Source organism: Paracoccus sp. (in: a-proteobacteria) (assembly GCF_030538495.1).
GTDB lineage: Bacteria > Pseudomonadota > Alphaproteobacteria > Rhodobacterales > Rhodobacteraceae > Paracoccus.
Genome location: NZ_JAUNTW010000009.1, coordinates 17316 through 31986 on the forward strand (window position 1 = coordinate 17316; position 14671 = coordinate 31986).

Sequence of the window (14671 nt, forward strand, 5' to 3'; positions counted from 1 at the left end):
GAGCAGGACAGCCCACTCGGTCGCGGTTCTGATGGGTGGCCCCTCGGCTGAACGCGAGGTGTCGTTGTCCACAGGGCGCGAATGCGCGGCTGCGCTGCGGGTGGCAGGATTTAACGTAACCGAGGTTGTCTTGGGCAACGAACGCGGGGATGACATCATCCGCCGCCTGACCGACATTGCGCCGGATGTGGTGTTCAACGCCCTGCATGGCCGTTGGGGCGAAGATGGCTGCGTGCAGGGCGTGCTGGAATGGCTGGGCCTGCCCTATACCCATTCGGGGGTGCTGGCATCTGCCTTGGCCATGGACAAAACGCGGGCAAAGGATGCGTTCCGCGCCGCCGGTCTGCCCGTGGTGCAAAGCGTGATTGCCGACGCCTCTGATGTGCGCGCGCGACACGTCATCGCGCCCCCTTATGTCGTGAAGCCCAATGACGAAGGGTCGTCGGTCGGCGTTTACATCGTGCATGACGGCGCGAACCAGCCGCCGCAACTGGCCGACACCATGCCCGCCCGGGTGATGGTGGAAACCTATGCGCCGGGGCGTGAATTGACGACCGCGGTTATGGGCGACCGCGCGCTGGGCGTGACGGAAATTGTGACGACGGGCTGGTATGATTACGCGGCGAAATACACCACCGGCGGGTCGCGGCATGTGATCCCCGCCGATATTCCTGCTGACATCACCGCCGCCTGTCTGGATATGGCCCTGCGCGCGCATAACGCGCTGGGCTGCACCGGGCTGACGCGCACCGATTTCCGCTGGGACGACACACGCGGCATCGACGGGCTGATTATCCTTGAAGTGAACACCCAGCCCGGCATGACCCCCACATCGCTGGCCCCGGAACAGGCGGCGCATGCGGGCATCAGCTTTCCCGATCTGATGCGGTGGATGGTGGAGGACGCGCTGTGTCGTTAATCATTAACGATCACCGCCCCGGCAAACAGCGCCGCCGCGACCCCGCGCCGTCGCGGTTGAAATACCGTCTGGAACGCATGTGGCTGACGCCTCTGTATCGCCGTATTTTCCGCATCGGCGCGCCGGTTTTTGTGATCACAATGATTGCGGGGCTGTGGCTGGCCGATGAGGACCGCCGCGCGTTGCTGCGTGATGGCGTCACCGGTGCTGTCGCGCAGGTGCAGGCGCGCGATGAATTTCAGGTGCGCATGATGACGGTCGAAGGTGCGTCGCCCGTGGTGGATCGCGCGCTGCGGGGGATGCTGCCGGTGGAATTGCCGGCGTCCAGCTTTGACATCGACCTGTCGGCGTTGCGGTTGCAGGTGATGCAGCTGGACGCGATCGAAAGCATTGATCTGCGCATCAAACCGGGCGGTGTTCTGGCGGCTGTGGTCAAGGAACGCGAACCGGCGCTGCTCTGGCGTCACGCGCGCGGGATCGAGATTCTGGACAAAGGCGGGCATCGCGTCGCCAGCGTCACCAGCCGCGATGTGCGCCGCGACCTGCCGCTGATTTCCGGCGAAGGCGCGGATCGCGTCACCGATCAGGCCATGGCGCTGTTCGACGCGGCGGGGCCGATTTTGCCGCGCGTGCGGGGGCTGGTCTGGCGCGGAGAACGCCGCTGGGATCTGGTTCTGGATCACGGGCAACGCATCATGTTGCCGGAACAGGGCGCTGTGGTGGCGCTTGAGGCCGCGATTGCCCTGAACCGGGCGCAGGATTTGTTCGGGCGCGATGTGACGAACCTTGATTTGCGCGATCCGTCGCGTCCGGTGTTGCGGTTGGGCATTGATGCGCGCAATACGATCCGGGCGGCGCGGGGATTGCCGTTATTGGGACCAAACGGGGCGGTTCTGCCGTCCGAAAGCTAAGCAGGGGGTAACGCGATGACGGATTTGTATCAAAAACAGCGCGCGATGCGCAAAATCCGCAAGGCCGCCCTGCAACGCGGCGTGGTCGGTATTCTGGACATTGGCACATCGCAGATTTCGTGCTTTGTGCTGAGTTTTGACGGCACCGGGACGTTTCGCGAAACCGACGGCGTGGGGCCGATGGCGGGTCAGGCGAATTTCCGCGTGATCGGCGCGGCCACGACGCGGGCGCGCGGAATGCGGCGCGGCGTGATTGAAACCATGGCCGAAACCGAACGCGCGATCCGCACCGTCGTGACCGCGGCGCAAAAGGTCGCAGGCGTGCGCGTCGATCACGCGATTGCGTGTTTTTCGGGCGGCGCGCCCGCGTCCTATGGTCTGGCGGGGGATATTTCGCTGGAATCGGGCCGTGTGCGCGATCACGATGTGGCATCGGTCATGGCCGCCTGCGATGTCCCCGATTTTGGCCGCGGGCGCGAAGTGCTGCACGCCCAGCCGGTCAATTTTGCCATCGACAACCGGTCGGGCCTGACCGATCCGCGCGATCACGTCGGCAACAAATTATTCTGCGATATGCACGTCTTAACGGCAGATGGTGATGCGATTGGCAACATCATTCAGTGCATCCGTCGCTGCGATCTGGAACTGGCGGGGATTGCGTCGGCCGCCTATACTTCGGGCCGCGCAAGTCTGGTCGAGGATGAACAGGAACTGGGCGCGGCCTGCATCGACTTTGGCGGCGGCGGCACAACCGTGTCGATTTTTATCAAGAAACACATGATCTTTTCCGAACATGTTCCCATCGGCGGCAACCTGATTACGCAGGATCTGGCGCAGGGGCTGCGCATCCCTCTGTCGGTGGCGGAGCGGATCAAGACGCTGAATGGCGGGGTCGAAGCGACCAGCCGCGACGACCGCGACATGATCGATGTCAGCGGCGAAACCGGCGACTGGGAAACCGACCGACGTGCCGTCAGCCGCGCCGATGTGATCGGCGTCATGCGCCCCCGCGTCGAAGAAATCCTGGAAGGCGTGCGCGAAGTTCTGGACGCCGCAGGATTTGACTACATGCCCAGCCAGCAGATCGTTCTGACCGGCGGCGGCAGCCAAATCCCCGGTCTGGACGGGCTGGCCGCGCGGATTTTGGGGCCGAATGTGCGCTGCGGGCGTCCTCTGCGCATCGACGGGCTGGCGCATCAATTCACCGGGCCGGGGTTCAGCAGCGCGGTGGGGCTGGCGCTGTTTGCCGCGCATCCTCAGGATGAATGGTGGGATTTCGACATGCCCAGCGATGCCTATGCCGGGCGTGGCCTGCGCAAGGCGTATCGGTGGTTTGCGAACAACTGGTAACGCGCCGGGGGATCGACACCAGATTAAGCGGCATGGGCAAGATGCCGCTTAATTGGCGTTTTCGACCGCCATATTTTGCGATTTCCCCACGTTTTTTGGGTGACGTGGGCGGGCTGAAACGCTACGATTGGCGATAAGACGGGGATTCGATGCGGACAGACGCGCCCGGACAGCATAACAGCGATAAACAGGCGGAAACAATGAAGCTCAATGTGACGATGAATGACGATGACGAGCTGAAGCCCCGCATCACCGTGTTCGGTGTTGGCGGTGCTGGCGGCAACGCGATCAACAACATGATCGAAAAGCAGCTGGACGGCGTCGAATTCGTGGTGGCCAACACCGATGCGCAGGCATTGGCGCAATCGCGCGCCGCCAGCCGTATCCAGATTGGCCCCAAGGTCACGCAGGGTCTGGGCGCGGGCGCAAAACCCAGCGTCGGCGCAAGTGCCGCCGAGGAAACGATCGAAGACATCGTCGATCATCTGGACGGCGCGCATATGTGCTTTATCACCGCCGGTATGGGCGGCGGCACTGGCACCGGCGCGGCCCCGATCATCGCGCAGGCCGCCCGTGAAATGGGCATCCTGACCGTTGGCGTTGTGACCAAGCCGTTCCAGTTTGAAGGCAGCAAGCGGATGCGTCAGGCCGATGAAGGGGTCGAGGCGCTGCAAAAAGTCGTCGATACGCTGATCATCATTCCGAACCAGAACCTGTTCCGTCTGGCGAACGAAAAAACCACCTTTACCGAAGCCTTTGCGATGGCTGATGACGTTCTGTATCAGGGCGTTAAGGGCGTCACCGACCTGATGGTCCGCCCCGGCCTGATCAATCTGGACTTTGCCGATGTGCGCGCCGTGATGGACGAAATGGGCAAAGCGATGATGGGGACCGGCGAAGGCACCGGCGAAAACCGCGCGAAAGAGGCGGCGGAACGCGCCATTGCCAACCCGCTGTTGGATGAAATCAGCCTGAACGGCGCGCGTGGTGTTCTGATCAACATCACCGGCGGTTATGACATGACGCTGTTCGAACTGGACGAAGCGGCCAATGTCGTGCGCGATAAGGTCGATTCGGACGCGAATATCATCGTCGGTTCGACGCTGGACCCGGATATGGAAGGCGCGATCCGCGTGTCGGTCGTGGCGACAGGGATCGACTCGGCCACGGCGGGGGCCGCGGCCCCGCGTCCTGCGCCCGCCGCCGCCAAGGAACCCGTGGCCGAGGCACCTGTGCCGCCGCGCCGCGCCCCTGCGCCGCAACCCGCCGCGCCGGTGGCCGCTGCGCCTGCTGAACCCGAAGACATGCCCGCCCCCGCCTATGCCAGCCGCGCGCCGCAGCAACCGGCGTCGTTGGATGACGGGATGCTGACCGCGCCGCGCGCTGCCGCGACTCCGGCAGGCAGCGTGTCGCAGGCCGTGCAGGAACGCCTGCAACGCGCCGTGGAACATCGCGCGTCGCAGCAGCAACCGGCCCGCGCGCCGCAGCAAAACGACGCTGCCCGCGAAAGCCGCCGCGCCGCTGGTCTGGCCGGTCTGTTCGACCGCATCACCGGCCACGACGCCGATCACACCGCGCCGAAACCGTCCGCGTCGTCCATTGCCGAACGTGTGTCGGGCCGGATGAGCGAACGCGGCGCCCTGCGTGCGCGCGAACAGAACGCCGATTTCGACGATCTGGCCAGCCCGGACAACGCCGGCGACAACACGGAAATTCCGGCCTTCCTGCGTCGTCAGGCGAATTGATCCGTTCACGAAAATGACAGCATTGCTGACGAAAGAGGCGCGTTCTGCGCCTCTTTTTCGTTTGTAAATCAATCGCGTGATCCACAATGCGCGACGGTCCGCCCATGGGGTTGGGGGAATGTTTCACCCGGTTACAAAACGTTAATTGAACGGCGCCGGGGCAGGCCTTAGCTGAAAGTCAGCGGTAACAACGATTCCCGCGATGAACAAAACAATGGGCAGGCGACGATGCAGGCGACGGTGAAAAAGATGGTGCGTTTCGACGGTGTGGGCCTGCATTCAGGCGCACCGGCGACGCTGGAAATCCACCCCGCACCGGCCAATCATGGCATCGTGTTCCGCCGCGTTGATCTGACCCCGGCGGTTGATATTCCCGCGCGTTGGGATTTTGTCACGCCGTCGAAACTCTGCACGCTGATGGATAACGGGGCAGGGGTCACGCTGTCCACGGTCGAACATGTCATGGCCGCGCTGTCCGGCACCGGTATTCACAACGCCGTCGTCACCGTTGACGGCCCCGAGGTGCCGATTCTGGATGGCTCTGCCGCGCCCTTCGTCGCCGCGATCATGGATGCGGGCATCAAAACGCAACGCGCCCCCTTGCGCGCCATCCGCGTTCTGCGCCCCGTCGAGGTGCGCGAGGGTGAGGCATTTGCCCGCCTGACCCCCGGCGACCATTTGGAAATCGACTTCCAGATCGACTTTGTAGACGCTGCGATTGGGCATCAGGAAAAGCATCTGGATATGGCGAATGGCGCGTTTGTGCGCGAATTGGCCGACAGCCGCACGTTCTGCCGTGCCGCGGATGTGGAAATGATGCGCAAAAACGGGCTGGCCTTGGGCGGCACCTATCTGAACGCGGTTGTCGTGGACGGCGCGAATGTGCTGTCGCCGGGCGGGCTGCGCCATCATGACGAAGCGGTGCGGCATAAAATGCTGGACGCCGTGGGCGATCTGGCATTGGCGGGTGCGCCGCTGCTTGCGCAATATACCGGCCACCGTGCGGGCCATGCGATGACGAACCGCCTGCTGCGCGCGCTGTTTGCCGACCCGACCGCGTGGGAATGGGTGCAATGTTCCCCCGCGTTAGAGGGGCGTCTGCCCGGTGCAGGCGTCGCGGGTTACGGCCCCTATGCGGGGTCGGCGTCCGCCATTGCATTGGCCGCCGAATAACGGGGCCGCAAGAATCGCACGGAATATCAATTCGCGCTTAATTCAACGCATTGCCATTTTGCGCCCCGTGATGTTCTGTGCTAATCGGTGTCGGCGGCGCAGCCCAAAGGCGCCTTGAACGGAATTGCAGGGCAGGGTCAGTATGTCGCGCTGGAAAATCTCGGGGACGGTGATGGCTGTGGTGATGGCGGGCGCATTGGCCGGCTGTTCGGGCAGCTCATCCGGCAAGGTGCAGAACCTTGAACACTTCACCGCCGAAGAAATCTATAAGCGCGGCGAATATGAACTGGAAAACACCCGCCGCCCCGCCGATGCGGTGCATTACTTTGGCGAAGTCGAACGGCTGTATCCCTATTCCGAATGGGCGAAGCGCGCGCTGATCATGCAGGCCTATGGCTATCACCGCGCCCGCGATTACGAAGAGGCGCGCTCTGCCGCGCAGCGTTTCCTGACCACCTATCCGGGGGATGAAGACGCGGCCTATGCCCAATATCTGCTGGCGCTGTCCTATTACGACCAGATCGACGATGTGGGCCGCGATCAGGGCCTGACCTTTCAGGCGCTGCGTGCGCTGCGTGATGTGATTGAACAGCATCCCGGCAGCGAATACGCCCGCAGCTCGATGATGAAATTCGATCTGGCCTTTGACCATCTGGCCGGTAAGGAAATGGAAATCGGGCGGTATTATCTGAAGCGCGGCCACTACGCCGCGTCGGTGAACCGGTTCCGCGTCGTGGTCGAAGAATTCCAGACCACCACCCACACCCCCGAAGCCCTGATGCGTCTGGTCGAAGCGTATCTGGCCTTGGGCCTGAACGATCAGGCGCAGACGGCGGGCGCGATTCTGGGGCATAATTTCCAATCCTCGCCCTTCTATCAGGATGCCTATGCGCAGCTGCGGGGGCGTGGTTTGCAGGCTGCTCCGCAGGGCGACAGTTGGTTAACCAATGTCTATCGCCAGATGATCGAAGGCCGCTGGCTGTAACGGTCCGATGCTGCGCAGTCTGGATATCCGCGACATCCTGTTGATCGACCGGCTGGAATTGCAATTCGGTGCCGGTCTGAACGTGCTGACCGGCGAAACCGGCGCGGGTAAGTCGATCTTGCTGGACTGTCTGGGCTTTGTGCTGGGCTGGCGCGGTCGGGCCGATCTGGTCCGCCAAGGCGCCGCGCAGGGCGAGGTGACGGCGGTGTTCGACCTGCCCGACGGCCACCCCGCGCGGGCGATCTTGGCCGATGCGGGCGTGACGGTCGATGATGACGAACTGATCTTGCGCCGCGTGAATGGCGCGGACGGGCGCAAAACCGGCTGGGTGAATGACCGCCGCGTGTCGGGCGAGGTCTTGCGGCAATTGTCCGAGGTCTTGGTCGAACTGCATGGTCAGCATGACGACCGGGGGTTGCTGAACCCGCGCGGTCATCGGGCGATGTTGGATGCCTTTGCTGCGATTGACGGGGGGGCGGTGCGTCAGGCCTGGGCCGCGCGCCGCGATGCTGCCCGCGCGCTGACGGATGCCGAGGCTCAGATTACCGCCGCCCGCGCCGAAGAGGAATTCCTGCGCCACGCCGTCGCGGAATTGGACAAGCTGGACCCTCAGCCCGGCGAAGAAGCCGCCTTGGACATCAGCCGCCGCGCCATGCAGGCCGCCGAACGCATCCGCGACGACGTGGCCCGCGCCCTGCATATGCTGGGGTCCGAAGGGGCCGAGGGCGCCATGCTGGACGCGACCCGCTGGCTGGACGGCGCGGCGGATCGTGCGGATGGGCGGCTGGATGCGCCTCTGGCTGCGCTGTCGCGGGCGCTGATTGAACTGGGCGATGCGCATAGCGGGGTTCAGGACGCGCTGCGCGAATTGGATTTTGATCCCGCCGAATTGGAACAGGCCGAAGAACGGCTGTTTGCCCTGCGTGCTTTGGCGCGGAAACATGACGTTCTGGCCGATGATCTGGCCGGGCTGGCCGATGATCTGCGCGCGCGTCTGGACCGGATCGAATCGGGGGACAAAGCCGTGGCCGATCTGCGGCAGGCCATGGCGGCGGCGGATGCCGATTATGACCGGGCGGCGGCGGCGCTGACGGCGGCGCGCGTCGATGCGGCGGCGCGGTTGGATGTGGCGGTGATGGCGGAACTGGCCCCGTTGAAAATGGAACGCGCGGTGTTTGAAACCCGCGTCACCCCCGCCGATCCGGGGCCGGATGGGCGCGACATGGTGGCCTTTACCGTCGCGACCAACCCCGGCGCACCGGCGGGGCCGCTGGATAAAATTGCATCGGGCGGGGAATTGTCGCGGTTTCTGCTGGCGTTAAAGGTGTGTCTGGCGCGCGGGAATGATGCGCTGGTTCTGATTTTTGACGAAATCGACCGGGGCGTTGGCGGGGCGACCGCTGACGCTGTGGGGCGGCGGCTGCGCGCGCTGTCGGCTGATGCGCAGGTGCTGGTTGTGACCCATTCGCCGCAGGTCGCAGCATTGGGCAACACACATTTCCGCGTGGCGAAATCGGTGCAGGATGGGGTGACTCAATCCACCGTCACGCCGCTGGAACCGGCGCAGCGCGTGGACGAAATCGCGCGGATGTTGGCAGGCGACCGGATCACGGATGCCGCGACCGACGCGGCGCGCGCTTTGCTGAACGGTTAGGGTCGGATCGGGCGCAGGATCGACAGGATCGCGCCCGTTTCGGTGTCCACCCGCACCAATTTGCCCTGCACAATCGCATAGCTGTTGCCCGCAGGCGGCACCGACAGCCCATATTGTCCGGGGTGGCGAATGATGCGCAGATCGCCCTGCGGCACCAGATCGCCGATGTGATAACGGGGCGCAGGAACATCCGCCGGGGTTTGCTCATCCGCCTGCACCGACCACAGCCCCGCGCTGACACACAGCGCGATGGCGGCAATAAGGATCGGGTGGCTGCGGCTTGACATCGTAAGGTTTCCTGAAACTGATGTAGGTTTAACCCGCCGCCGCCAATTCAGTTCCCGCGCGCAGAGCATAACCGCCCTGCGCGCGGGTGATACCGGTCAGGCGCTGCGTTCGCGCTTGGTGAAACGCGGCAGCATGGCCGAGAAATCGCGCCCGCGACCGTCTTCGCGGTCAACGAAATCTTCATACAGCTGACGCGCCAAAGCCCCCATCGGCGTATCCGCACTGGCCGATTCGGCGGCCTGTTGCGACAGATTCAGGTCTTTCAGCATCAATTCCGACGCAAAACCGGGCTTATAGTCGTTGTCCGACGGCGATTGCGGGCCGACTCCGGTCGCGGGGCAATAGGCGTTCAGGCTCCAGCTATAGCCCGAGCTGGTCGACACCACGTCGAACATCTTCTGACGGTCCAGACCCAATTTGTCAGCCAAAGCAAAGGCTTCGCAGGTGGCGATCATGGTGACGCCCAAAATCATGTTGTTGCAGATCTTGGCCGCCTGACCCGCGCCGGAATCGCCGCAATGCACCGATTTCTGGCCCATAATCTCTAACAGAGGCGCGACGGTGGCGAAATCGGCATCCGATCCACCGACCATAAAGGTCAGCGTCCCGGCCTGCGCGCCGCCAATGCCGCCCGAGACCGGCGCATCCACGGCACCCAGACCCGCCTCGCGGGCCTGTTCGGCAACCGCGCGCGCGCTGTCCACGTCCACGGTGGAACAGTCGCACAGAACCGCGCCGGGCTTCATCACGGCGATCACGTCATTTGCGACGGCGCGCACGATCTGACCATTCGGCAGCATGGTGATGACCACATCCGCATCCGTGGCAGCGGCAGCGGCGCTGTCGGCGCGGTTCACGCCGTCCGGCATGGGCGCCACCATGTCAAAGCCCGCGACCTGATGCCCTTCGCGCGCCAGATTGGCGGCCATCGGGCCACCCATATTGCCCAGACCGATAAAGCCGATTTTCATGTTATTCCCTCCACGTCAATTCGTTGTCGCCCAGCGGGGCCAGCATGGCCTGAACTGAGGCGTCCGATCCGTCCACAGTCCAATTCGGGCTGCGATCCTTGTCAATGAGTTGCGCGCGCACACCTTCGATAAAGTCGGACTGCTCCGACGCCCGGAAGGTAAAGCGAAATTCGCGCGATAATGCGGTTTGCAGGCGGTCATCGCCGCGCGCGGCGCGCACCATCTGCAACCCCGCCGCCAGCGACAGAGGCGAGTTATGCGCGATTTTAGCCGCCGTCGCGTCGTCGCCCTGCTGGCGCAGATTGGCGATAATTTCGTCCACATCGCGCCCGCCAAAGGCCGACAAATCGCGTTCGGCCAGCGTGGATGGCGGCGGGGTTTGCCCCTGAATCACGCCGACATCGCCGGTCTCTTCCAGTTTCGCGATCAGCGCGGGCCATTTGCGTTCGGGCAGAAACACATCAGCAAAGCCCGCGTGAATTGCCCCGCCCGCGCGCATCCGTTCGCCGGTCAGCGCCAGATATTCCCCGATCCGTCCCGGCGCGCGGCCCAGCAGCCATGTGCCACCGACATCCGGGATCAGCCCGATGATGGATTCCGGCATCGCCATGCGGGTGGTGTTGCCGACAATCCGGTGGCTGGCATGGCCGCCCAGACCAATGCCTCCGCCCATGGTATAGCCGTGCATGAACGCGACCACGGGTTTCGGATAATCCGCGATTTCCGCGTTCATCGGGTATTCGTCGCGGAAAAACGCCTGCGATACATGATGATCGCCGCGTTTTCCGGCGTGATACAGCGCGGCCACATCGCCGCCGGCGCAGAAAAAGCCTTCGCCCGCCGCGTCGATGATGACCAGATCAACCCCATCATCGTCGCGCCAGTCGCGCAGCGCCTGATGAATGGCAATCGCCATGTCATGCGTCAGCGCGTTCATCGCATGGGGGCGGGTCAGCGTGATGCGCCCCGCCCGCCCTGCTGCGCGGATATTAACGTCTGTCACAGATCAGCCCCGTTCGGCCAACAGCGCACGGCCCACGATCAGGCGCATGATTTCGTTCGTGCCTTCCAGAATCTGGTGAACGCGCAGGTCGCGGACGATTTTCTCGATCCCGTAATCCGCCAGATAGCCGTAACCGCCATGCAGTTGCAGACACTGGTTCGCGACCTCGAACGATTTGTCGGTGACATAGAGCTTTGCCATAGCGCAGAATTTCGTCGCGTCCGGGGTGCCGTTGTCCAGCTTCCATGCGGCTTGGCGCAGGAAAATGCGGGCCGATTGCAACGCGGTTTCCATATCGGCCAGCCGGAATTGCAGCGCCTGGAATTGGTCGATGGATTTGCCAAACGCCTTGCGTTCACCCATATAAACCAGCGTCTTATCCAAAGCCGCCTGCGCGCCGCCCAAGGCACTGGCCGCGATGTTCAGGCGTCCGCCATCCAGACCGGCCATGGCATAGTTGAAGCCGCGCCCTTCTTCGCCCAGCAGGTTATCGGCGGGGATGTCGCAATCGTCGAATTGAACGGTGGTCGTCGGCTGCGCTTTCCACCCCATCTTGTGTTCCAAGGCGCCAAAGGACAGGCCGGGGGTGCCGTCCTCGACGATCACGGCGCTGATGCCGCGGGGGCCGTCCTGACCGGTGCGGGCCATCACGATATAGGCGTCAGAATAGCTGCCGCCGGAAATGAACGCCTTGGACCCGTTCATGCGGAACCCGTCATTCGTGCGGTCGGCGCGGGTGCGCAAGGCGGCGGCGTCCGACCCGCTGCCCGGTTCGGTCAGGCAATAGCTAAAGATTTTGTCCATGCTGCACAGATCGGGCAGCCAGCGTTGTTTTGCGTCTTCGCTGCCGAATTTGTCGATCATGCCGCCGCACATATTGTGGATCGACAACAGCGACCCGACCGAGGGGCAGGCCATGGCCAAGGCTTCGAACACCAGCGTCGCATCCAGACGCGACAGGCCGGTGCCGCCGTATTCTTCGCTGACATAGATCCCGCCCAGACCCAGTTCGGCGGTTTCTTTCCACAGATCGCGCGGGATGGTGCCGTCTTTTTCCCATTCCTGCGCATGGGGGGCGATGCGCGCCTGCCCGAAATCCTGAGCCATTTCGAAAATGGCTTGTTGTTCTTCACTCAGCGCGAAATCCATCGACCGTATCCTCCCGGTGGGTTGAATTGAACATGCGTTAAATTAGCGGTTTTACGCGCCAAAACTCAAGCATTTCTTGTACAAAATCACGCCGCGCAGGTGGTTTCAAGGGGGACGCGTCAGAGCGTTCCGGCCAGCCATTTCATAACAACCGCGTTACTTTGGCGGTGCAACAGCGAGGCGCAGCAAAAAAAAAACTGACGTTGCAAGTGACCTGCGTCACTTTTCAATGTAAAGATTAACGAAGTGTTTACGATTCGCACCGGAGGACGTGTGGTGAAGTTCAAGATTTTTTCCGCCGTGCTGGCGGCCGTCATGATGACTGGTTCGGCACAGGCATCCATGATTACCTTTGACGATGTGCAGGTGCGCGGCAGCTCGAATTATGTCGAAAATGGGTTCATTTTTGACCGGGTGCAGTTCCATAAAGGGCAATGCTGGTCGGTCGTCCCGAACGCCCGCGAAGGGCGTTGCGGCGGGGCCAGTGGCGCGGGCGTGGTGGAAATGCGGTCCCTTGCGGGCGATGTGTTCGGCATTGCCAGCCTGTGGTTCCGCCTGCTGAAACCCGACACTCATGTGACTTTTGAAACCGATCACGGCACCTTGGCCTATCGCGCGGGCGAAGGCGACGTCGTGCGGTCCATTGGCCACATCGTGCAGGATCGCAAATTGCAGGACATCACCTTTTTGCGCATGACCGACCATGCGCGCGTGATGGGTGGGTTGGGCGAAGTGCGGTTGGACAACATCCGGATCGGGCCGTGGTCGGAACCGCTGCCGCAACCCGCCCCGGTTCCGCTGCCCGCATCGGCGTTGCTGTTGCTGGCCGGGATGGGCGCATTGGCCGCCACCCGCCGCCGCAGCGCATAAAAAACCGGGCGTTTGATGCGCCCGGCCCCAAAAGGAAAGGCCCCGGATCACCGGGGCCTTTTTGCTTAGTCCATGGCCTTGAAGTTAAAGGCCGCGCCTTCCTTGATGCCCGAGGGCCAGCGAGACGTCACGGTTTTCGTGCGGGTGTAGAACCGGAACGAATCCGGGCCGTGCTGGTTCAGGTCGCCGAAGCCCGACTTTTTCCAGCCGCCAAAGGTGTGATAGGCCAGCGGAACCGGGATCGGCACGTTGATGCCCACCATGCCGATATTGCAGCGGCTGGCGAAATCGCGCGCGGTGTCGCCGTCGCGGGTAAAGATCGCGGTGCCGTTGCCGTATTCGTGGTTCATGACCAGATCCAGTGCCTCTTCATAGCTGTCGGCGCGGACGGTGGACAGGACGGGGCCGAAAATCTCGGTCTTATAGATGTCCATGTCGGTGGTCACATTGTCGAACAGATGCGGGCCGACAAAGAATCCGTCCTCATAGCCTTGCAGGCTGAAATCGCGGCCATCGACAACCAGAGTCGCGCCCTGATCCACGCCGGTTTGCACCAGACGCAGGATGTTTTCCTTGGCGGCTTTGGTCACGACGGGGCCGTAATCCACGTCATTGCCCGCAGTATAGGGGCCGACCTTCAGCGCTTCGACCTTGGGAACCAGCTTTTCGATCAGCTTGTCGGCGGTTTCTTTGCCGACCGGAACCGCGACCGAGATCGCCATGCAGCGTTCGCCCGCCGCGCCGAAGCCAGCCCCGACCAGAGCATCAGCCGCCAGATCCAGATCGGCGTCGGGCATGATGATCATGTGGTTTTTCGCGCCGCCGAAACATTGCGAACGCTTGCCGGTGCGGGCGCAGCCTTCGTAGATGTATTGCGCAATCGGGGTCGAACCCACGAAACCCACGGCCTGAATGACCGGGCTTTCCAGAATGGCGTCCACGCTGTCTTTGTCGCCGTTCACCACCTGCAACACGCCGTCGGGCAGGCCTGCCTCTTGCAGCAGTTTGGCCAGCATCAGCGGAACCGAAGGGTCACGCTCGGACGGTTTCAGGATCATGGCGTTGCCGGCGGACAGGGCCGGACCCATTTTCCACAGCGGGATCATCGCCGGAAAGTTGAACGGCGTGATGCCGGCAACAACGCCCAGCGGCTGACGCATGGAATACATGTCAATGCCGGGACCGGCGGCGTCGGTGAATTCACCCTTCAGCAGATGCGGCGCGCCGACGCAGAATTCGATCACCTCAAGCCCGCGCTGAACGTCGCCTTTGGCGTCGGGGAAGGTCTTGCCGTGTTCGGACGACAGAGCTTCGGCCAGCTTGTCCATATCGCGGTTGATCAGGTCCACGAATTTCATCATCACGCGGGCGCGTTTCTGCGGGTTGGTGGCACCCCACGCCTTTTGTGCTTCGGCCGCGCGCTCGACGGCCATGTTCAGTTCATCTTTGGTCGCCAGCGACACGCGGGCCTGAACTTCGCCGGTGGCGGGGTTGAACACGTCCGAAAAACGACCCGACGTGCCTTTGTATTCTTTGCCGTCGATCCAGTGATGAATCTCTTTCATGGCATCCTCCTGCTAAATTTGGGCGCAGCATAGGCTTGCGAAAACGCCGGGAAAAGGGGAATACCGGCAAAAGCGTTTTGCATTTTTG

At 63.0% G+C, this 14671-nt stretch carries 13 protein-coding genes; 8 read left to right on the forward strand and 5 right to left on the reverse strand.

All coding sequences use genetic code 11. The annotated features are described in order from the left end of the window. Positions 1-31: 31 nt before the first annotated feature. From Q4G20_RS09870 to recN, 7 genes are all read left to right on the forward strand, one after another. Complete coding sequence (locus tag Q4G20_RS09870; RefSeq protein ID WP_303343275.1) at positions 32-919, forward strand: D-alanine--D-alanine ligase; 888 nt, start codon at positions 32-34, stop codon at positions 917-919. Then, a complete protein-coding gene (locus tag Q4G20_RS09875; RefSeq protein ID WP_303343276.1) occupies positions 910-1830 on the forward strand; it encodes a cell division protein FtsQ/DivIB in 921 nt (306 codons plus the stop codon). The genes Q4G20_RS09870 and Q4G20_RS09875 overlap by 10 nt, the downstream gene beginning before the upstream one ends. Before the next feature lie 15 nt (positions 1831-1845). Then, entirely contained in the window at positions 1846-3180 is a 1335-nt protein-coding gene (ftsA, locus tag Q4G20_RS09880; protein ID WP_303343277.1) for a cell division protein FtsA, read from the forward strand. 200 nt (positions 3181-3380) lie between these two features. Continuing rightward, positions 3381-4925, forward strand: a complete 1545-nt coding sequence (gene ftsZ / locus Q4G20_RS09885) for a cell division protein FtsZ (RefSeq protein WP_303343278.1) — start codon at positions 3381-3383, stop codon at positions 4923-4925. A gap of 228 nt (positions 4926-5153) precedes the next feature. Beyond that, a complete protein-coding gene (lpxC, locus tag Q4G20_RS09890) occupies positions 5154-6098 on the forward strand; it encodes a UDP-3-O-acyl-N-acetylglucosamine deacetylase (protein ID WP_303343279.1) in 945 nt (314 codons plus the stop codon). 142 nt (positions 6099-6240) lie between these two features. Further along, entirely contained in the window at positions 6241-7083 is an 843-nt protein-coding gene (locus Q4G20_RS09895) for an outer membrane protein assembly factor BamD (protein ID WP_303343280.1), read from the forward strand. Between the two features lie 7 nt (positions 7084-7090). Then, complete coding sequence (recN, locus tag Q4G20_RS09900) at positions 7091-8737, forward strand: DNA repair protein RecN (protein ID WP_303343281.1); 1647 nt, start codon at positions 7091-7093, stop codon at positions 8735-8737. On the opposite strand, the gene Q4G20_RS09905 is transcribed toward recN, so the two are convergent. From Q4G20_RS09905 to Q4G20_RS09920, 4 genes are all read right to left on the reverse strand, one after another. Further along, entirely contained in the window at positions 8734-9024 is a 291-nt protein-coding gene (locus Q4G20_RS09905; protein WP_303343282.1) for a hypothetical protein, read from the reverse strand. The genes recN and Q4G20_RS09905 overlap by 4 nt on opposite strands. A gap of 96 nt (positions 9025-9120) precedes the next feature. Next, positions 9121-9996 (reverse strand): 3-hydroxyisobutyrate dehydrogenase, encoded by an 876-nt coding sequence (gene mmsB, locus Q4G20_RS09910; protein ID WP_303343283.1) that lies wholly within the window; start codon positions 9994-9996, stop codon positions 9121-9123. Between the two features lies 1 nt (position 9997). Beyond that, positions 9998-10999, reverse strand: a complete 1002-nt coding sequence (locus Q4G20_RS09915; protein ID WP_303343284.1) for an enoyl-CoA hydratase/isomerase family protein — start codon at positions 10997-10999, stop codon at positions 9998-10000. 3 nt (positions 11000-11002) lie between these two features. Next, a complete protein-coding gene (locus Q4G20_RS09920; protein WP_303343285.1) occupies positions 11003-12148 on the reverse strand; it encodes an acyl-CoA dehydrogenase family protein in 1146 nt (381 codons plus the stop codon). Between the two features lie 276 nt (positions 12149-12424). On the opposite strand from Q4G20_RS09920, the gene Q4G20_RS09925 reads away from it, so the two are divergent. Next, complete coding sequence (locus Q4G20_RS09925) at positions 12425-13018, forward strand: VPLPA-CTERM sorting domain-containing protein (RefSeq protein ID WP_303343286.1); 594 nt, start codon at positions 12425-12427, stop codon at positions 13016-13018. Between the two features lie 65 nt (positions 13019-13083). Here Q4G20_RS09925 and Q4G20_RS09930 read toward each other — a convergent pair whose 3' ends face one another. Then, positions 13084-14583 (reverse strand): CoA-acylating methylmalonate-semialdehyde dehydrogenase, encoded by a 1500-nt coding sequence (locus Q4G20_RS09930; protein ID WP_303343287.1) that lies wholly within the window; start codon positions 14581-14583, stop codon positions 13084-13086. Between the last annotated feature and the right edge of the window lie 88 nt (positions 14584-14671).